The organism is Geothrix fermentans DSM 14018 (genome assembly GCF_000428885.1).
Classification (GTDB): domain Bacteria; phylum Acidobacteriota; class Holophagae; order Holophagales; family Holophagaceae; genus Geothrix; species Geothrix fermentans.
The window spans coordinates 1-18,922 of the sequence record NZ_AUAU01000019.1; the positions used below are offsets into that span (position 1 = coordinate 1).

Consider the following 18,922-nt stretch of genomic DNA (forward strand, 5'->3'; position numbering starts at 1 on the left):
AGGCCCTCCGGGGGAGGGCCGGGAGCGGGACCGGCAGACCGCGAAGCGGGATGCGGTTCGAGTCTGCTCAGGTGGGTCGGAGCCCCCGGCAGGGCTGCTGATGGGGCTGGAACCCACCCCCGCGTGCGTGCCGAGGCTCAGTGCCGAGAGGCCTTGTCTGGAACTCCATAAACATTTTTTTAAACCTATTGCTTATCTTTCCAGAAGCTGTATTGTTAAATTCCTTCATTCTGAGTACACCATGCATGAGAATACTCAGCCATCTCCTGACATCGAGCCTTTGGGGTCGTCGGAGCTCCTGAAGCGACCGGCAATACGTCAGGCCTGCAAGCTGATCCTGGATGCCGGCGTGGCGGCCCTGGCCTGGGTCGTGGCGGCCAGCCTGGTGCGCCAGAACCTGCCCACGCTCTACGGGACCTTCTCCTGGATGGCCTTCGCCATGGTGGTGAACCTGGCCTTCCGCTACACGGGCCAGCACTTCCGCCTGCTGGCCATCGAGGAGGCCGAGTCCTTCATCTTCGGCACCGTGGTCATGGTGGCGGGGCTCACCCTGGCCTCGGCCTTCGGAGACCGGCTGGGGCTCGACCTCGAGTCGCACAACCTGCTCCTGGTGGCGGGGCTCATCACCTGTCCCCTGTGGCTCACGCTGCGCCTCGTCTTCGTGGCCTACTACCAGCGCCTCTCCCGGCGCCGCTACGCCATGGCCCAGGCCGCGGGCACCGTGGATCCAGGCCGGATGGTGCAGCGGACCCTCATCGTGGGCGCCGGCCGCGCCGGCGCGGCGCTCTGCCAGGAGCTGCGGGCGAACCCCCAGCTCCTCTGCGAGGTGGTGGGCTTCGTGGATGACGCCCTGGAGAAGCAGGGAGTCCGGATCCACGGCATCCCGGTCCTCGGCCACAGCCACCTCCTGCCCGTCTTCCTCAAGGAGCGCCAGGCCACCCAGGTGATCCTGGCCATGCCCCGGGCCCCCGGCACCAAGCTGAAGGAGCTGAGTGACCTCCTCCAGACCGAAGGCGTGCGGGTCAAGACCGTACCGGGCATCTTCAACCTCATCGGGGACCGCCCCTGGAAGCCCGAGCTCCGCGACATCGCCATCGAGGACCTCCTGCGGCGGGAGCCCGTCTCCCTCGACCTCGGCGCCATCAGCCAGGAGGTGGAGGGCTCCGTGGTGCTCATCACCGGCGCGGGCGGCTCCATCGGCAGCGAGCTGGCCCGGCAGGTGGCCCCCTTCCGGCCCGGCCGCCTGGTCCTCCTGGGCCGGGGGGAGAACAGCCTGTGGGAGGTGGAGCGGGAGCTCCACCAGCGCTTCCCGGGACTGAACCTCGCCGTGGAGCTCTGCGACATCCGCAACACACTCCGGCTCCAGCGGGCCTTCGAGGCCTGCAACCCCCAGATCGTCTTCCACGCCGCGGCCCACAAGCACGTGCCCTTCCTGGAACGGAACCCCGAGGAGGCCATCGAGAACAACATCTTCGGCACCCTCAATGTCCTGAGGGCCGCCCTGGCAGCGGACACGCGGATCTTCGTCAACATCTCCACGGACAAGGCCGTGAATCCCACGAACGTGCTGGGCGTGTCCAAGCGGATCGCGGAGTCCCTGGTCCTCCAGGCCGCGGACGAGGCCCCGGAGGGCCGCCGCTTCGTGAGCGTCCGCTTCGGGAATGTGCTCGGCAGCCGCGGCAGCGTCATCCCCCTGTTCCGGGACCAGATCAAGACCGGCGGGCCCATCACGGTGACCCACCCGGACATGACCCGCTACTTCATGACCATCCCCGAGGCCAGCCAGCTCGTGCTCCAGGCCGGCGTCCTCGGCCAGACGGGGAAGACCTTCGTCCTCAACATGGGCGAGCCCGTCAAGATCGTGGACATGGCCATGGACATGGCCCGCCTCTCGGGCCTCTCCCCGGGCATCGACATCGACATCCGCTTCACGGGCGTGCGGCCCGGGGAGAAGCTCTACGAGGAGCTCTTCATGGACGGGGAGCAGGGTGCTTCGGACGCCCAGGCGAAGGTCTTCGAGGCGGTGCAGTACCCCCACGACCCCACGCTCCTGGACCTCTCCCTGCGGCGCCTCCGGGAGGCCATCCACCTTCCGGAGGGCCAGCGCCAGCAGGAGATGCTCCGCTGCTTCAAGGGACTCGTGCCGAGCTACCAGCCCTCCTCCCTGGGCCTGGGCCGCTACGCCGTCGGGGATTCCAGCGCCTCGCCTCCGGTGTCCGTGGAGGTTCCCCTCTTCAACTAGCAGGGGCTACCAGACCCCGGAGGAGAGGCCGGTCCAGAGGTAGCCCCAGAGCGTGGGGTGGTGGTAGAGCTGCGAGGGGAGTCCGGGCTGGAAGGGCCTGAGCGTCCCTTCCAGGGCGTCCCGGATGGCCCGCAGGGCCAGGGGCCGGAAGGCCGCGGCTTGGAGGTAGAAGTAGGTGGAGAAGTTGTCCCGGCGGCTCGGCCTGATGGGGGCCTGGTAGAGCACGTCCCCGGTATCCACGCCCGCATCCACCAGGTGGACCGTCACGCCCGCGTGGCCGGCATCGCCCTGGGCCAGGGCCCAGTAGCCGCCGGCCTGTCCCCGGTACTTGGGGGTGATGCCCCCATGGAGGTTCAGCAGGGGGGCCTGGATGGCCTCCAGGGTCGCGGCCCGGATGATCCGCGTGCCGATGACGAACACCACGTCGGGGCGCAGTCGCGCCAGGAGCTCCCGGCAGGCCGGATCGTTGACGGATCCCACAGGGAGGACCTCGCAACGCGGATTGGGCGCGGGATCGAGTCCGTGCTCCCGGATGATCTCGGCGACCCGGGCCCGGCTCCGCCTCGCGATGGCCCGCTGGAGGAACACGAAGGCGATCTGTCCGGCCCATGTGAATGGCCCGTGCCGCTTGAGGCGGCGACGGGCCAGTTTCCATCGGTGTTCCCTGCCCTCCGTGAGGACGGTGATCGGGCCGAAGTGTTCCACGACGGCGTTGATGACGATCCAGGCGTGGGGTGAACCGTTGGTGAGCGCGACGATCGAAGGCATGTACCGTTCAAGCTAGCACGACGGTCCACCCCGGCCCGGCGGCCGGTTCTCAGGGAGCGATGCCGTTCCCGGAGAGGGTGTTGTTGCTGATGGTGATGCTGGTGTTGTCCACGGAGTAGATCCCGTAGCGGGCGTTGTTCTTGGCGGTGTTGCCCGTGATGACGTTGCCGCCGGTGCTGTAGACCTGGATGCCGTCGGAGCTGTTCTGGGCCACGGTGTTGCCGGAGACGGTGAAGTTGTTGGCCGCGTTCCGGAGCAGGATGCCGAGCCCATTGCTCGAGCTGATGTTGTTGGTGATCGTGTGTCCGGGGGTGTTGGAGGCCTCGATGCCGGCCCGCGGCGAGGTGCTGAGGGTGTTGACGCCGTTCCCCGTGCAGGTGTTGCCGTCCACCACCACGCCCGTGATCCAGGCCTGGCCCGTGTAGGAGAGCGGCACGCCGATCTCGATGCCGAACCCGGAGTTGCCCGTGACGCTGCAGCCGGTGATGAGGACGTTGTTCACGGTCTCGCCGGGGTTGGGCTCGATGTCGATCCCGTCTTCAGGCAGGGTTCCGCTTGTGTTCTTGAAGGTGCTGTTCCTCACCACCATGCCGTTCACGCTGGTGATGGTCAGGCCCTGCCGGCGGTTGTGGTCGGCCGTGACGTTGCAGATGGTGATGGAGGAGCTGCCGGACACGTAGAACCCGTCCCCCCAGCAGTCCCTGGACAGGACGCCGTCCACGACGACCTGGCTGGACCCCTTGATGGAGAGGCCGTGGCCCCATTCGCCGGTGGTGCCGGTGTGGGTGCTGCGCTCCCCGAGGATGGTACCGCCGAGGATGTTCACCTGGCTCACATTGGATACGAGGACGATGGCGTAGTTGGACGCGCCGTTGGTGATGGCCTTCAGGACGGCTCCGGAGGACATGGAGAGCGTCATGTTGCTCTTCAGGTAGACGGAGCTGAGGGCGTTCACCATGTAGGTGCCGTCCGGCACGTAGAGGGTGCCTCCGGTCCCGGCCACGGCATTCACGGCCTTCTGGAGGGCGGCGGTGTCGTCGGTGACGCCATCGCCCTTGGCGCCGTAGAGCGGGTCCTTGGCGTTGACCACCAGGGACGACGCGGGGGCCGGGGCGCAGCTGGCGCTGATGGTCACCGAGGCCGAGGAGCTCTTGGTGGGATCCGCCTGGCTGGTGGCCGCCACGCTGTGGTTGCCGATGACTGCGGGGGCCGTGTAGGTGACGGTGTTCCCCGAGCCGCTGATGAGGCCCACAGTGCTGTTGCCGTTGGCGATGCCGTCCACGGCCCAGGTCACGGCGGTGTTCGTGGCGCCGGACACCGTGGCGGAGAAGGACCGGGAGGCGCCCGGGGCCAGGGTGGCGGTGCCGGGGGTCACGGAGACGCCGACCACGGCTGGAGCCATGACCGTCACCGTGCCGGAACCGCTCTTGGTCGGGTCGGCCTGGCTGGTAGCCGCCACCTTGTGGGTGCCGGAGGTGGCGGGGGCCGTGTAGGTGACAGTGTTCCCAGTGCCGCTGAGGGTGCCCACGGTGCCGTTGCCGCCGGCGATGCCGTCCACGGTCCAGGTCACGGCGGTGTTCGTGGAACCGGACACCGTGGCGGAGAAGGACTGGGAGGCGCCGGTGGCCAGGCTGGCGGTGCCGGGGGTGACGGAGACGCTCACGGTGGGCGTGCTGGTGACCGTCACCGCGGCGCTGGCGCCCTTGGAGGGATCCAATTGGCTGGTGGCCACCACGCTGTGGTTGCCGGATGCGCCGGGGGCCGTGTAGGTGACGGTGTTGCCCGAGCCGCTGATGGTGCCGACGGTGCTGTTGCCGTTGGCGATGCCGTCCACGGTCCAGGTCACGGCGGTGTTCGTGGAGCCGGATACCGTGGCGGAGAAGGACTGGGAAGCGCCGGTGGCCAGGCTGGTGGTGGTCGGGTCCAAGGCCACGCTGACCGGGGCCGGGGCCGTGCTGCCCTGGACCGTGATGGTGGAGGAGTCGCTCTTCGCGCTGTTGGCCTGGCTGGTGGCGGTCAGGGTATGGGTGCCCGAGGTGACTGGAGCGGCGTAGATGATGGTGGTTCCGCTGCCCGTGACGGTGCCCACGGTGTCATTCCCGTTGACCACGCCGTCCACGGTCCAGGTCACGGCGGTGTTCGTGGTGCCGGACACGGTGGCCGTGAAGGACTGGGTGGCCCCGGCGGCGAGGGTGGCCGTGGAGGGGGACAGGACGAGGCTGACCTGCCCGTTCCGGACCCGGATCCGGGTGGAGCCGCTGCCCACCGTCTTGCTGTCGGTGGTCGTGGAGGAGGCCACCAGGAGGTGGGTGCCTTCGGTGGTGGGCGCCGAGTAGGTGACGGTGCTCCCGCTCCCGCTGATGGTGCCGACGGTGGCATTCCCGTTCACCACGTTGTCCACGCTCCAGACCAGGGTGCCGGTGGAGGTGCCGGATCCCTGGGCGGTGATGGTCTGGCTGCCGCCGGGATCCATGTCCGTGGAGGCGGGCGTCACGGTGATGGCCGCCGTGGGGGGTGCGGAGCTGGCCGACGATCCGCCGCCGGACCCGCTGCCGCCGCATGCGATGAAGGAAAGGATGAGTACAGCTACCGCCGCCTGTCGAAACATGGCCACTCCTGCATGGGGTCACGCCCGGGGGAGTCCTCGGGAGTGAAGCCCGGCTTTTTGGTTTCACCGGAATTTCGAGCTTCTGCACACGGTCCGGGCAAACCGGACCTGGCAACGCTGGAACAAGTATCAGGTGGATCCCGACACTTGTAAGGATCCTTGTTTAGACGTTCTTTTCCTGCCCGCACGAGGCTGATGGGCCCTTTGACACGGCTTCGGAAGCCTTAGTCCTTTTGGAAAGGCGCCGGCATTGCTTTAATTTTTTTCACATCGTTTTTATCTAAGACCATGTGAATGGATGTGGTCTTTTTCGGGATTGAATGGGTCATTCAATCCCGGTTTTGGTCGCTTTCCGAGATCGAGTCGCGGGCCTTCCAAGGCCTGGATGCCTCCGCGACCCCTTCCGGCCGGCGCCTCAGCGCCCCGGTCCGTTCCCCGATAGGGTGTTCCGCGAGATGCCCGTCTCATCCGAATCCGGGGAATGGATGCCCCGCCCGCCGTTCCCGGTCACGGTATTGCCGCTGATGACATTGCCCTTGCAGAGGTACTGGACGATGCCGTCCCCGGCGTTGCCCGTGATCGAATTGCCCCGCAGGGTGCTGCGGTCGGCTCCGTTCCGCAGCAGGATGCCCAGGCCGTTCCCGGACACGCGGGTGTCGGTGATCCGCACACCGGCGCAATTGGAGACGGCGATGCCGGCCCTCGGCGAGGGGCTGAGGGTGCGGGCTCCGTTGTCCGTGCTGGCGCAGCGCTCCACCACCACCCGGGAGATCCAGGCCCGGCCCGTGTGGGCCTGGGGCACGCCGATCTCCAGGCCGTAGCCGGCATTGCCCTCGAAGCGGCAGCCCGTGATGAGGACATCCTCCACCAGGTCGCCGGGGTTGGGTTCGATGTCCAGCCCGTCCTCGGGCAGCGTGCCCGCCGTGTTCCGGAAGACGGAGTCCCGCACCACCACGCGCTTTCCGCTGGTGATGGACATGCCCTGCCGCCGGTTGTGGTCCGCCACCACCCCGCAGAAGGTCACGTCCTCGCTGCCGGACACGTAGAAGCCGTCGCCCCAGCAGTCCCGGACGGTCACCCCGGCCACCACCACGCTCCGGGCCTGCGAGAGGGTGAGCCCGTGCCCCCACTCGCCGCCCCGGCCCGTGTGCCCGGCCCGCTCGCCCTGGAGGACGCCGCCGGTGATGGCCACTCGCTCCACCTGCGCGACGCGGAGGATGCTGGAGTGGGCCGAGCCGTTGGGGATGGCTTTCAGGACGGCCCCGGGGGCCAGGGCCAGGGTCATGTCGCTCTTCAGGCGCAGGGAGACCAGGGCGTTCACCAGGTAGACCCCCTTCGGGACGCTCACGGTCCCCCCGGAGCCGGCCACGGCATCCACGGCCCGCTGGAGGGCGAGGGTGTCGTCCGCGAGGCCGTCCCCCCGGGCCCCGATCCTCGGGCTCCGCACATCCACCACCAGGGCGGAGCGGGGGGCCGGCACGCAGGTCCGGGCGGGCGGATCCGGAGGGCGGGCGCCGCCCGGGGCGGCCATGGCCAGGAGGGCCGCGGCCAGCAGCCGGAGCGGGGGCCTGGGGGGTGTCATGGGAGGCCAGGATAGCCCGGCTGTCCCGAAACAACCATGGCCATCGTGATGGTTTTCTGTCCTTGTGCCACAATCATGCCGACAGAATAAATCGATACCATTCTGCGATCAGAAAGGAAATTCATGAGGGAGACCTTCCTGCCTTTCAGCCCGCCCGCCATCGGTGACGAGGAGCGCGCGGAGGTGATGGACACCCTGCGCTCCGACTGGATCACCACGGGCCCCAAGACCAAGGCCTTCGAGGCGAAGCTGAGGGACTACTTCGGCGCGCCCGCGGTGGTGGGGCTCAACTCCTGCACGGCGGGCCTGCATGTGGGTCTCCTGGCCCTGGGCGTGGGGCCCGGGGACGAGGTGCTGGTCCCCTCCATGACCTTCTGCGCCACCGCCAACGTGGTGGAGCATGTGGGGGCGAAGCCAGTCCTGGTGGACGTGTGCCCCGACACGCTGAACCTGGATCCCGAGGCCGCCGCCCGCGCCATCACGCCCCGGACCAGGGCCATCCTCCCGGTCCACTATGCCGGCCATCCCGTGGACCTGGACGCCCTCTTCGCGCTGGCGGAGCGCCACGGCCTCCAGGTGATGGAGGACGCCGCCCACGCCATCTCCGCCCGGTACCGCGGCGCCCTCGTGGGCTCCCGGTCCAACCTGGCGGCCTTCAGCTTCTACGCCACCAAGAACATCACCACCTCCGAGGGCGGCTGCCTCACCGGCGATCCTGAGCTGGTGGAGCGGGCCCGCGTCTTCGGCCACCACGGCATGAACCGGGACGCCTGGAAGCGCTTCGACCGGAGCGGCTCCTGGTACTACGAGGTGGTCCTCCCGGGCTTCAAGTACAACATGACGGACATCCAGGCGGCTCTGGGCCTCCACCAGCTGGACCGGCTGGAGGCCTTCCAGCGGCGGCGGCGGGAGGTGGTGGCGGCCTACGGCGCGCGGCTGGGACGCCTGGGCTGCCTCGAGCTGCCGGTGGAGCGCCCGGAGGTGGAATCCAGCTGGCACCTCTACGTGCTCCGCCTGCGGCCGGACCAGCTCCGCATCGACCGGGGCGCCGTCATCGAGGAGCTCAAGGCCCGCCAGATCGGCACCTCCGTGCACTACCTCCCCGTGCACATGCACCCCTACTACCGGGAGAAGTACGGCTACCAGCCCGGGGACTGCCCCGTGGCCGCGGACGCCTTCGGACGCATGCTGAGCCTCCCCCTCCACCCCGGCCTCACGGACCGCGATGTCGCGGATGTCTGCGGGGCCCTCGAGGACATCCTCCACGCGAACCGCGCCTGACATGATCCGCCTCTTCGACCTCCTGGCCGCAAGCCTCGGCCTGCTGCTGCTGTCCCCGGCGCTGCTCCTCATCGCCGCGGCCATCCGCCTGGCGGACGGCGCCCCCGTCTTCTACCGCCAGGTGCGCGTGGGCCGGCAGGGGCGGCCGTTCCGGATCTGGAAGTTCCGGACCATGGTGGTGGATGCGGATCGCACCGGGAGGTCGCTCACGGTGGGCGGCGACCCGCGGGTGACGCGGACCGGGGCCTGGCTGCGGCGCTGGAAGCTCGACGAGCTGCCCCAGCTGCTGAACGTCATGGCCGGCGACATGGGCCTCGTGGGGCCGCGCCCCGAGGTGCCGCGCTACGTGGACCTCTACACCGAGGCCCAGCGGAGGGTGCTGGAGCTCCGCCCGGGCATCACGGACCTGGCCTCCATCGCCTACCGCAACGAGAGCGACCTGCTGGAGGGCCGCGAGGATCCAGAGGCCCACTACATCGGGACCATCCTCCCGGACAAGATCCGCATCAACCTCGACTACGCAGCCCGGGCGGGCCTCCTGCGGAACCTCAAGGTGATCCTGGCCACGCTGGGATTGTGGCCGGTGGACCGGATCTAGGCCATGGGCCAGCGGGGAATGGCCGTGCCGGCCTCCCGGGCTTCCAGCAGGGCCGAGAGGTGCATGACGCCGATGGGGACGGGCGCCTCCTTCACGTACCCGCCCGGGGTCCGGCGGAAGAGGGTCCGGGTGTAGACCTCGTTCAGCACGAAGGTCATGGAGATCTCCCCGATGACCCAGCCCTTCGGCCCCTTCATGAAGTCGTAGGCCATGGAGGTGAACCCGTGCCGGCGGCTGATCTCCAGGGCGAGGTCGCAGGCCTCCGCGGGCAGGTCCGCGGGCTCCACCATCTCCCACAGCCCGCTGCCGCTGGCGCGGAAGTCGTGGGGCCGGTTCCGCCGGACGAAGACGGAGACGAGGTCCGTCCCCAGGGTCGTGATGCGCCAGTCCGAATCGGTGCGGATGAACTCCTGGAGGTAGGAATACCGGGGGCAGGCGTTCTGGTACCGGTACTTCCGGGCCAGCAGGAAGTCGCCCTTCGCCAGGCGGGGCAGGTAGTGGAACCGCCCCAGGGCCCGCTCCCAGAGGCTCTCCCTCCGGAAGACCCCCTCCAGGAGGCGCAGGGCCTGGGCCCGGCCATCCAGCCGGACCACGCCGGAGGCGGAGGCTCCCATGTGCGTCTTGGCGATGAGCGGGTAGGCGGCGCCCTCCAGGTAGCTCCGCGACTCCTCCTCGCTGAAGCTGACGAAGGTCTCCGGCACGGGATGGCCATGGGCCTTCAGGAAGAAGGTCTCCCGGATCTTGTCGTCGTAGAGCCAGAGCATGAGGGAGTTGGGGAAGCAGGGGATCCCCATGGCCTCGATGAGGGGGATCTTGGTGCGGATCTCGGCCATCTCGCTCGGGTCGCCCATGGTGGGGCGCCACACGAAGGCATCCACGGCCCGGACCGCTTCCATCCACCCCTGGTGGTCCACGGGTACGCTCCGGGCCTCCAGGCCCAGGGCCCCGCAGGCCCGCTCGAACTCCCCCCGCCAGTCCGCGGGCTTCCGCCGCATGCGGTCGCTCAGGCCGATGATCATGCCTCCTCCCCCTCGAAGGGGAGATCCCTGGCCTGGCGTAGCCGGAAGGCGCTGTAGGCCCCCGCCACGAATCCCACGATGAAGTGGAAGTGCCAGTGGAAGGCGATGTTCGCGGTGGTGGTGGCCGTGACGACGCAGGCCAGCGCCAGGGCGAAGGGGAGGCCCCCCTCGGCTTCCCTGATGCGCCAGGACTGGAAGAGGAGGAGGCCGCAGATGGCCAGGAAGGGGACGATGCCGAAGAGGCCCATCTCCACCGCGAACATGGCCAGCTGGTTGTGGGCCACGATGCCGCTCTCCGAATGCGACGTTCCGGAGCGGTGGCCGAGCTCCACCCGGTAGTTCTCGGGCCCCAGGCCGTAGATCGGGGACCGCAGGAACTGGTCCACGAGCACCGGGGCCATGCGCGCGCGGTCCTCGCTGCCGACCCCCTCGACCGACTGGACCGACACGCGCTCGGACCGCTTTCCGAGCACCGACTGGATCAGGCCCCCGCCCAGGAGCGTGCCCACGAGGAGGACCGCCGCCAGGGTGGCGGGCGCGGACCAGCGGGCCCGCCTCGCCTCGATGGCCACCAGGGCCACGACCCCGAAGGCCGCGAAGAGGGCCGCCGTGCGCGATCCGGTCAGGAGGAGGCCCGCCGCGACGAGGCCCCCCTGCCCCACGTAGAGCGTCCGCCGGAACCAGCCGCGTTCCGGCCCGGGCTGGATCACTCCCGCCACGGCGATGACGAAGGCCGTGGCGTAGATGACGCCGAGCACGTTGGCATTCTGCTCGAAGGCGGAGATGCGCTGGGAGCCCAGGGCCTCGACGATGGGGGTGTCCGTTCCGATGCCCGCCAGGTGGAGGAGGCCCGCCAGGGCGCTGCCCGCCAGGAACACGTCGCAGGCCCGGCGCCTGAGCCGGTCCTCCCGCAGGATGGCGGCCAGGATCCAGGCCCAGAACATGGGCCGGATCATGCTCGCCGTGGAATTGGCCATCTGCTCCGGAAGCGTGGAGAGCAGCGATCCGTAGACGTAGCGGGTGCCGAAGAGGACCGTCATCCAGACCAGGATGGGCGTGAAGCCCCGCTTCAGGACCCGTGGCGAGAGCAGGAGGCAGGCCCAGAAGAACAGCCAGGTCACGCTCATGACGGAGTACTGCTGGTTCGTCCTGGGCAGGAACACGTTGGTGAAGGGGACGAGGGCGACGGTGAGCATGGAGCCCCAGGTCACGAAGGCCCAGGTCCCCCGCAGCTCGTAGCTGGAACCACCAACCTTGTGGGGGACCTCATCCAGAACCACCTCCGGCGCCCAGGGCCGGGGCGCCCGCCCGGGGAGATCGGTCGCGCGGGATTCGCTCATCCTCGCCCTCCCTCCCGCGGGTCCGCCCGGTCGATCATACCGTCCAGCGAGGTCCGGAGGGCCTCTCGGTGGCTTTCGCAGCTGACCAGGTTGTGGATCCGCAGCAGGTCGGCCCTGGTCAGGTGCCGGAACAGCCAGCCGCGCCGGTTCAGGCGCTGGAGCCAGCGGCCGAAGCCGAAGAGCCGCGTGAGGAACCCGGCGCGGCGCTCCGCGCAGTAGCTCCGCCACACTTGCCGGTAGCGCGTCAGATCCGCCAGCACCTCCGACTGCTCCCGCAGCAGGGCCAGGGTGGCCTCCGCGCCGGCGCCGGAGGACCGGCGGACGCCGCTTCCGCCAGGCACCTGCTCGATGGGATGCAGGGCCACCTCGGCGGGCTGTCCGGGGCGGAAGGTCAGGACCAGCCCCAGGCCCCGGCTGCCCAGGGGCCCGTGGCCTGCGTAGTCGAAGATGAAGTTGCCCTGCCCGTAGAGGATGGTCCCGCCCTGGTGGACCTCCATGGACCCCACGCAGTGGGAGTGCTGGCAGGCCACCACGTCCGCCCCCTGCTCCACCAGGAAGCGGCAGGCCTCCCGCAGCCAGGGCGCCGGGTATTGGAAGCCCTCCGTGCCCCCGTGCAGGAGGACCACCAGCCGGTCGAAGCGCCCCCGGTGCTCCGCCAGGGTGCGGACCACCCAGATGGGATCCGCCGGGCTGGCCCCGGGGCGCGAGGCTGCGGCCAGGCAGCCCTCGTCCTCGGCCAGGGCCAGGAAGGCCACGCGGAGGCCCTTCAGCTCCACGATGAGGGGCCGGCGGGCCTCCACCAGGGAGGCGCCGGCCCCGAAGGTGGAAAGGCCCGCGGCAGCGCAGGCGGCCAGGGTGCTCTCCAGGCCCGGGACCCCGAAATCCATGATGTGGTTGTTGGCGAGGCCCACGGCCCCGAACCCGCTCCGGCGCAGGGTCTCTGCAGCCCTGGTTACGGACCGGAGGTTGGGGCCGGATTTCGCGGCCGGGACCGGGTGCCCGTCCACCAGCGGGCACTCCAGGTTCGCCACCGCGAAGTCGCAGCTCCGCACCAGGTCCAGCACGTCCCCGAAGATGGGCTCGCCCTGCCCCGCGGCGAAGGGGGCCTCCATGCGGCCGATGGGGCAGATGTCCCCGCCGACGAAGATGCGGACCTCCGGCTCACCCATGGCTGGCCACCCCCTGGCATCGCTTGCGCAGCAGCCACCAGACAGACAGGGACACACAGGTGAACGCGACCATGGACACGCCCAGGGAGGCCGCGGCGATTCCCGGGGCTCCCATGCGCTGCATGAAGACCCAGTCGAGGATGGCGTTGAGGATGGCCTGGAGGACCGCGATGGCCGCCAGCACCTGGTTGGCCCGCATGGCGTTGAGGGCCCGGACCAGCAGGGTGGCGGTGATGGGGATGGGCAGGCGCAGCAGGTAGAACATCTGGATCCGCGACACCAGGCCCGTGTCCTGGGACGAAAAGCGGCCGCGCTCGTAGAGCAGGGTCGTGATGAACGTGGAGCCCAATGCCAGGAGGCAGGCCAGCAGGATGCTCAGGGCCCCCACGAGGAGCAGGTACTTCCAGAGCGTCCGCCGGAACTCCACCCAGTTCTCATCGCTCACGAGCTGGGAGAAGCGGGGCAGCACCGCCGTGCCCAGGGCCCCCATGCCCAGGCCCGCGAAGGCCGTGGGGATCTTCATGCCGTAGCTCAAGGCGCTGTTGCTCCCGGGCCCCAGCATGGAGGCCATGCCCTGGTCCACCAGGGACATGGAGGTGATGAGGAAGGCCCCGCTGATGGTGGCCCCGTACTGGGCCAGGACCGCGCGGACGGACTCTGTGAGGCCGTGCCAGTGGGGCAGGAGCGAGTGGCCCCGGCGGAACAGGGTGTAGCCGATGAGCCCGGCCTCCAGGGCGGCGCCCAGCAGGGTGCCGGCCACCAGGGCCCCCACGCCCCAGAACCGGAAGACGGCCAGCAGGGCTAGGAGGATCGCCAGAGGCTGCAGGGCCGGGGCCAGGGCCACCACCCCGAACTTCTCCTGGGCATTGAGGATGGCGCCCCAGGTCGTGGAGAGCCCTGTCGCCACCACCAGGGGCATGGACCAGTAGACGAGGCGCTGGGCCAGGGCCAGCTTCTCCGGCGCGTAGCCCGAGGCGATGAGGGGCAGCCACCGGGGCGTGCTCAGGGCGATGAGGAGGGCCAGGCTCGCCAGCAGCGCCAGGTTGAGCAGCAGGACCGTGGCGTAGAGGCGCTTCGCGGCCTCGGGGCCCTCCTTGGTCCGGGTGCCGATGTAGGTGGGGATGAGCGCCGCGTTGAGCGAGTTGGAGATGAGGCTCACCACCACCGAGGGTGCCAGGGCGGCCACCACGAAGGCGTCATAGGCGTCGGAGGTCCCGAAGGCCGCGGCGATGGCCGACTCCTTGACCACCGAGATCAGCTTGACGCCGACCGTGAAGACGCCGACGGTGATCACCGCCTTGAGCACTTCCCGGTTGGCCACCGCGAGGGGGAGCCGGGACCAGACACGTCGAAGGGCGACCACCACCATGTCCAGATCGACCCCCTAGAATTGCCATGATGACATCAATGGTGCGTTGGTCGAATGACGGCGTCCATCCCGAATGGAATCCACTTTATTCCCAAGGCCACCGGCACGCCTCACGCCGATTCCCCGCGCAGGCTCCGCGCATCGGCCTGGAGCAGGCGCAGGGTCCGGCCCGCGAGCGCCGCGCGGAGGGCCAGCAGGCGGGCCGGCGTGGGAGGGGCCCCCAGGCGGGCCCGGGCGGCGGACACCCAGGCTCCCGGGAGGATCCGCTTGAGCAGGGCCTTGACGGAGCGGGAGGACTGGGCCGGGAAGGAGCCGGCCTGGAGCCCCCCGACCAGCCGGTCCCGCCAGGATGCGGGCAGCAGGGCGTCCAGGACCGGGCTCTCCAGCTCCTCCCGGAGCCAGCGCACATAGGGCTCCGAGTGGAGGTAGCCGTCCCGGTCGTCGTCGGCGCCCATGGTGGCGTAGGGCAGGGGCGGGCCTTCGGTTTTGGCGATCTCCCGGAAGACGGCCTTGCCGGTGCGGAGGGCGTCGGGCATGCGGCGGACGAAGCTGAGCACCTCGCGGGCCAGGAGGGGGCTGGCGATCTCCACGAAGGGCGCCTTGACGTCGTTGAGGGCGGCGAGGCCCACGGGGATCCGGTAGGCGTGGTAGAGGCGGTCCCGGTAGGCGGCGATGGACTCCCCGGGCCGTGGGGCCAGGGCCTCGGGGAGCGCCTGGCGCCCGTCCGAGAGGGCCTCGGCCTCGGCCTCCCCCAGGAAGTCCCGCAGGAGGACGAGGCCCACGGACCGCCGGGCGTGCTCCATCGTGCGCACGGGGATCCACCCGAAGCCCTCGTCGCCCCGGATCACGCCGTCCAGACCCCGCTCCGCGAAGGAGGCCCACATGGCCAGGCCGTCCAGGTAGGGGAAGAGCTGGTCCGTGGTCCCGCCGCAGGCGGCCAGGAAGCGGTCCGCCACCTCCGCCGGGGGGAGTTCAGCCCGCTCGGTGAGCAGGTACTCATGGGGCAGGCCGAAGTGGGCGGCCAGGCGCTGGGCGATGTAGGCGTCATTCCCGGGCTGGTGCAGGGAGGCCGCCAGGCCCCAGGTCATGGTCTGCGGCCGGAGGCCGGCCTTCACCAGGGTGGCGAGGAGGAAGCGGCAGTCGTAGCCGCCGGACAGGGGGAAGCCCCAGCGGGCCGAAGTGAAGTCGAAGCGGCCGAGCTCGGCGCGCAGGATCTCGCGCAGGGCACCCCTGGCCCCGTCGGGCGTCATGGCCTCCGGGTGGAAGGCCGCGGGTTCCGTGCGCAGATCCAGATGCCACCGCGCGCGATCCAGGACGAGCCGGCTGGCGGGCGGCAGGCGGTGGAGCCGCCGGTCCCAGGCCTCCGAGGGTCCCAGGTTGCCCGAGGAGAGGAACCAGGCGAAGGCCGCCCGGTTGAAGTCCAGGTCCCCCAGCAGGGCCACCAGGGCGCGCTGGGAGGTGGAAGCCAGGAGGTGGGTGTCCGAGAAGGCGTACCAGAGGGTCCTGGAGCCGGCGAAGTCGCTGCAGAGCTCCACCGTGGCGGGCCCGCAACGGACGAGGGCGAAGGTGCCGTCGGGCACGGGGGTGCCCGGCAGGTTCCAGTCGGTCCAGGTGCCCGCGAAGGCTCCGAGGTGGGCGGAGGTCCCGGCCATCGCCGCCGCCGCCGTGGGCCCGGCGAGGCAGACGGCCTCCCGCGCCCCCATCCCCACCCGCGGGGCCCGGTCCGGCAGCCCCGGAGGCGTGATGCGAGCGGCCACGCGGCGCAAGGCGGATTCGGCGAAGGCGTCCTCGGGCCCGCGCCAGCAGGCGAGGATCAGGTGCGACATGGTCCGCTCCTGGGAACGATCCGGGGGCCCGGCGTGGGTGGAGGCGCGGTCATGGGTTCCTGTGGCTGCCGGAGGCGGGTTGGGGCGGGGATGTCGATCCGGGATAGTCCCGATGAATGGCCATCATTCTATCGATTTTTGACATCAGGATGTATGGTAGATGAACCTTGGGAGCGAGTCTCGATTTTGCAGAGGCCGATGCCCGCTTCCCCCACTCCCAGCCCTGGCCAGGCCCCTGCGGACGCGCAAAAGGATCCCTTCCATGCCCACCCGGTGTTCGCCACGCAGAAGGTCGAAGCACCCCATCCGCCCGTGCCTCCGGAGTCCCGGACCGGCCCATCCGCGTCCTTGGTGAGGGCGAAGGCCATGGCCGACAGCCGCTACCTCCTGCGCTTCGACGACATCTGCCCCACCATGAACTGGGCCGTGTGGGAGGCCATCGAAGCCCATCTTGCCGCGTCCCGGGTGAAGCCCATCCTGGCGGTGGTGCCCGACAACCGCGATCCCAAGCTGATGGTGGATCCACCCCGGGCGGACTTCTGGGAACGGGTGCGCCGGTGGCAGGCGCAGGGCTACTGCATCGCGATCCACGGGTACCAGCACCGCTACGTCAACCGGGAGGCGGGGATGCTCGGGCTGAACCCCCAGAGCGAGTTCGCGGGCCTGCCGAGGGAGGAGCAGGAGGACAAGCTGCGGAAGGGCCTCGCCATCTTCGCCGAGCAGGGGGTGCGGGCGGACGCCTGGGTGGCGCCCTCCCACTCCTTCGACCGCGTCACGGTGGAGCTTCTCGCGGGGCTGGGCGTGACGGTGATCAGCGACGGCCTCTGGCCCCGTCCCTTCACCGAGGCCGGCGGCATCACATGGGTGCCCCAGCAGCTCTGGGACTTCCAGCCGAAGCCGGCGGGGGTCTGGACCGTGTGCAACCACCACAACCACTGGACTCCGGAGCGCCTGGAGCGGTTCGCGGCCTCCCTCCGCGCCTACGCCCCCCGCCTGACGGACGTGCCCGCGGTACTCCGCGAGTACACCGGGCGACGGCTCACCTTGGCGGACCGCTGGCGGGGCTTCTCGGAGTTCGTCTGGACCCACCGCATCCTGGGGCCCATCTGGTCGGCCCGGCGCCGCATGCGGGAACGGAGGGCGGTGGCCGGATGAATCGGAAACCCTGCGTCTTCTTCCTGATCAACTCCCTGGCGGCCGGTGGGGCCGAGCGCCAGCTCTCCCAGCTCGTGCGGGGCATGAGCCGGGATCATTTCGACGTCCACCTGGCCGTGTTCTACGACCCTGGGTACCGGAACCGTGGCGAGCTGTGGCCGGAGGTGGAGGCGATGCCGGGAGTGACCCTCCACAGCCTCCACAAGCGGCAGGGGGTCCTGGGCTACCTCACGGCCCTCCCCCGCCTCTTCAACCTGATCTGGCGGATCCAGCCGGACGTCCTCCACGGCTACCTCCAGGGCAACCTCACGCTCCTCCTGCTGGGGTGGCTCCTGCGGAAACCCGTCGTGTGGGGGATCCGCCGGACCAGCCGGGATCTCTCCACGGTCGATCCCACCTCCCGGGCCCTCATGCGGGTGGAGGCGCTGGTCTCCCACTTCACCGATCTGATCATCTTCAACTCCGAGGCGGGCGCCCGGAACTACCGGGCCATGGGCATGCGGGCCCGGCGCATGCAGGTCATCCCCAACGGGTTCGATGTCTCCGTGTTCAGGCCCGACGTGGACCGGGGCCTGGCCCAGCGGCGGGCCTGGGGCGTTCCGGAGGATGTTCCCCTCATCGGCATCGCGGGGCGGCTCGTCCCCGTGAAGGACCACCGGACCTTCCTCCGCATGGCCGCCCGGCTGGCCGGGACCTGGCCCGACGCCCGCTTCGTCTGCATCGGGGGAGGGCCCACGGCCCATGCGGAGAGCCTCCGGGCAGAGGCCCGGTCCCTGGGCCTCGCCGACCGCGTCCTCTGGCCCGGGGGCTGCGGGGACATGCCCGCCGCCTACAACGCCCTTTCCGTGATCGTCCTCTCCTCCACCGACGAGGGCTTCCCCAACGTGCTGGGCGAGGCCATGGCCTGCGGCGTCCCCTGCGTCACCACGCCCGCGGGGGATGCGCCCCTCCTGGTGGGGGACCTGGGGATCGTGTGCCCCTTCGGAGATGACGGGGCCCTGGCCTCGGCGGTGTCCAGCCTCCTGCGAGAGCCGGCGGAGGCCCGGGCGGCCCGGTCCGCCGCGGGCCGGGCCCGCATCGCCGAGCAGTTCAGCCTCCGGGCCCTGGCCCGGAACACCGAAGAGGCCCTGTGCCGCCTCGTGGTCCCCGAGATCCTCCCGGCGGCGCCCGGGGGCCTGGACCCCTGGGAGACCTTCCGGCGGGGGCCCCGCTACCTGATCCGCTTCGACGACATCTGCCCCACCATGGACTGGTCCCTCTGGAACCCCATCGAGGAGGCCCTGGTCGCCCAGGGCGTGAAGCCCATCCTGGCGGTGGTTCCCGACAACCGGGACCCGGCCCTGGTGGCGGGTCCGGCCGCCTCCGATTTCTGGGACCGCGTCCGGGCCTGGCAGGCCCGCGGGTGGGCCATCGGCCTCCACGGCTTCCAGCACCTGGCCGTGAACGCCGAGCCCGGCATCATGGGGTTCCCCACCAAGAGCGAGTTCGCCGGCCTGCCCTACGAGGAGCAGTACCGGAAGCTGAAGCTGGGCATGGAGATCTTCGCCCGGGAGGGGGTGCGGCCGGACGTGTGGGTCGCACCGTCCCATTCCTTCGACCTGGTCACGGTGGTGGCCCTGCGGGATCTGGGCCTCCGGGTCATCAGCGACGGCATGGCCCTGGCGCCCTACATGGACGGGCAGGGGACCCTCTGGATCCCCCAGCAGGTGGCCCTGATGCGGCCCCTGCCCGCGGGAGTGTGGACGTTCTGCTATCACCCCACCTACTTCGCGGAGGGCGGCCTGCCCACCTTCCTGAGGCGGCTGGCGGAGCTGCGGCCCCGGATGATCTCCCTCGAGGAGGCCGTGGCCCTGGGCGATCACCCCCGCTCCATCATGGACGGCCTCCTGGGCCTCTCCCGCCGGGCCATCACCCTCGCCCGCCGGCAGCGCCCGAGGTGGGCGTCGTGATCCGGGCCCTGCTTCC

Annotated in this window: 13 protein-coding genes; 5 read left to right on the top strand and 8 right to left on the bottom strand. The window is 70.2% G+C overall.

All coding sequences use genetic code 11. The features are described from left to right. Positions 1-241 precede the first annotated feature (241 nt). A complete protein-coding gene (locus G398_RS17075) occupies positions 242-2,242 on the top strand; it encodes a nucleoside-diphosphate sugar epimerase/dehydratase (protein WP_169720630.1) in 2,001 nt (666 codons plus the stop codon). Between the two features lie 6 nt (positions 2,243-2,248). Here G398_RS17075 and G398_RS0107835 read toward each other — a convergent pair whose 3' ends face one another. The 3 genes from G398_RS0107835 to G398_RS17085 form a co-directional block, all read right to left on the bottom strand. Continuing rightward, on the bottom strand, positions 2,249-3,010 hold the full coding sequence (locus G398_RS0107835) for a formyl transferase (RefSeq protein ID WP_026853189.1): 762 nt from the start codon (positions 3,008-3,010) through the stop codon (positions 2,249-2,251). Positions 3,011-3,059: 49 nt separating this feature from the next. Continuing rightward, positions 3,060-5,618: a right-handed parallel beta-helix repeat-containing protein gene (locus G398_RS19525; protein WP_052571670.1), complete on the bottom strand. Its 2,559-nt coding sequence runs from the start codon at positions 5,616-5,618 to the stop codon at positions 3,060-3,062. A 415-nt stretch (positions 5,619-6,033) separates the two neighbouring features. Then, positions 6,034-7,200 carry a right-handed parallel beta-helix repeat-containing protein gene (locus tag G398_RS17085; RefSeq protein ID WP_043484307.1) on the bottom strand — a complete coding sequence of 389 codons (1,167 nt, stop codon included), beginning with the start codon at positions 7,198-7,200 and terminating at the stop codon, positions 6,034-6,036. 123 nt (positions 7,201-7,323) lie between these two features. On the opposite strand from G398_RS17085, the gene G398_RS0107850 reads away from it, so the two are divergent. Both G398_RS0107850 and G398_RS0107855 read left to right on the top strand, forming a co-directional pair. Beyond that, entirely contained in the window at positions 7,324-8,481 is a 1,158-nt protein-coding gene (locus G398_RS0107850) for a DegT/DnrJ/EryC1/StrS family aminotransferase (protein WP_043484310.1), read from the top strand. Position 8,482: 1 nt separating this feature from the next. Next, positions 8,483-9,079 (top strand): sugar transferase, encoded by a 597-nt coding sequence (locus tag G398_RS0107855; protein ID WP_026853191.1) that lies wholly within the window; start codon positions 8,483-8,485, stop codon positions 9,077-9,079. On the opposite strand, the gene G398_RS0107860 is transcribed toward G398_RS0107855, so the two are convergent. The 5 genes from G398_RS0107860 to G398_RS0107885 form a co-directional block, all read right to left on the bottom strand. Then, complete coding sequence (locus G398_RS0107860; protein ID WP_026853192.1) at positions 9,076-10,098, bottom strand: ATP-grasp domain-containing protein; 1,023 nt, start codon at positions 10,096-10,098, stop codon at positions 9,076-9,078. The genes G398_RS0107855 and G398_RS0107860 overlap by 4 nt on opposite strands. After that, on the bottom strand, positions 10,095-11,438 hold the full coding sequence (locus tag G398_RS0107865; protein WP_026853193.1) for an O-antigen ligase family protein: 1,344 nt from the start codon (positions 11,436-11,438) through the stop codon (positions 10,095-10,097). Before G398_RS0107865 ends, G398_RS0107860 begins: the two co-directional genes overlap by 4 nt. Then, the gene (locus G398_RS19530) at positions 11,435-12,607 is read right to left on the bottom strand and encodes a CapA family protein (RefSeq protein ID WP_052571671.1); all 1,173 of its coding nucleotides are present in this window, start codon (positions 12,605-12,607) and stop codon (positions 11,435-11,437) included. Before G398_RS19530 ends, G398_RS0107865 begins: the two co-directional genes overlap by 4 nt. Next, positions 12,600-13,976, bottom strand: coding sequence for a murein biosynthesis integral membrane protein MurJ (gene murJ, locus G398_RS17095; protein WP_052571672.1), 1,377 nt, complete (start codon positions 13,974-13,976; stop codon positions 12,600-12,602). Before murJ ends, G398_RS19530 begins: the two co-directional genes overlap by 8 nt. A 110-nt stretch (positions 13,977-14,086) precedes the next feature. Further along, complete coding sequence (locus tag G398_RS0107885; protein ID WP_026853195.1) at positions 14,087-15,802, bottom strand: asparagine synthetase B family protein; 1,716 nt, start codon at positions 15,800-15,802, stop codon at positions 14,087-14,089. A gap of 366 nt (positions 15,803-16,168) precedes the next feature. Here G398_RS0107885 and G398_RS19535 point away from each other — a divergent pair, with 366 nt between their 5' ends. After that, positions 16,169-16,957 (top strand): DUF2334 domain-containing protein, encoded by a 789-nt coding sequence (locus G398_RS19535; protein WP_052571673.1) that lies wholly within the window; start codon positions 16,169-16,171, stop codon positions 16,955-16,957. Further along, positions 16,954-18,906 carry a DUF2334 domain-containing protein gene (locus G398_RS19540; RefSeq protein WP_052571674.1) on the top strand — a complete coding sequence of 651 codons (1,953 nt, stop codon included), beginning with the start codon at positions 16,954-16,956 and terminating at the stop codon, positions 18,904-18,906. The genes G398_RS19535 and G398_RS19540 overlap by 4 nt, the downstream gene beginning before the upstream one ends. Positions 18,907-18,922: the final 16 nt, after the last annotated feature.

Bases quoted from the DNA above. Each gene is read 5' to 3' on its own strand.
- G398_RS17075 (WP_169720630.1), top strand. From the start codon at position 242: ATGCATGAGAATACTCAGCCATCTCCTGACATCGAGCCTTTGGGGTCG.
- G398_RS0107835 (WP_026853189.1), bottom strand. From the start codon at position 3,010: ATGCCTTCGATCGTCGCGCTCACCAACGGTTCACCCCACGCCTGGATC.
- G398_RS19525 (WP_052571670.1), bottom strand. From the start codon at position 5,618: ATGTTTCGACAGGCGGCGGTAGCTGTACTCATCCTTTCCTTCATCGCA.
- G398_RS17085 (WP_043484307.1), bottom strand. From the start codon at position 7,200: ATGACACCCCCCAGGCCCCCGCTCCGGCTGCTGGCCGCGGCCCTCCTG.
- G398_RS0107850 (WP_043484310.1), top strand. From the start codon at position 7,324: ATGAGGGAGACCTTCCTGCCTTTCAGCCCGCCCGCCATCGGTGACGAG.
- G398_RS0107855 (WP_026853191.1), top strand. From the start codon at position 8,483: ATGATCCGCCTCTTCGACCTCCTGGCCGCAAGCCTCGGCCTGCTGCTG.
- G398_RS0107860 (WP_026853192.1), bottom strand. From the start codon at position 10,098: ATGATCATCGGCCTGAGCGACCGCATGCGGCGGAAGCCCGCGGACTGG.
- G398_RS0107865 (WP_026853193.1), bottom strand. From the start codon at position 11,438: ATGAGCGAATCCCGCGCGACCGATCTCCCCGGGCGGGCGCCCCGGCCC.
- G398_RS19530 (WP_052571671.1), bottom strand. From the start codon at position 12,607: ATGGGTGAGCCGGAGGTCCGCATCTTCGTCGGCGGGGACATCTGCCCC.
- murJ (WP_052571672.1), bottom strand. From the start codon at position 13,976: ATGGTGGTGGTCGCCCTTCGACGTGTCTGGTCCCGGCTCCCCCTCGCG.
- G398_RS0107885 (WP_026853195.1), bottom strand. From the start codon at position 15,802: ATGTCGCACCTGATCCTCGCCTGCTGGCGCGGGCCCGAGGACGCCTTC.
- G398_RS19535 (WP_052571673.1), top strand. From the start codon at position 16,169: ATGGCCGACAGCCGCTACCTCCTGCGCTTCGACGACATCTGCCCCACC.
- G398_RS19540 (WP_052571674.1), top strand. From the start codon at position 16,954: ATGAATCGGAAACCCTGCGTCTTCTTCCTGATCAACTCCCTGGCGGCC.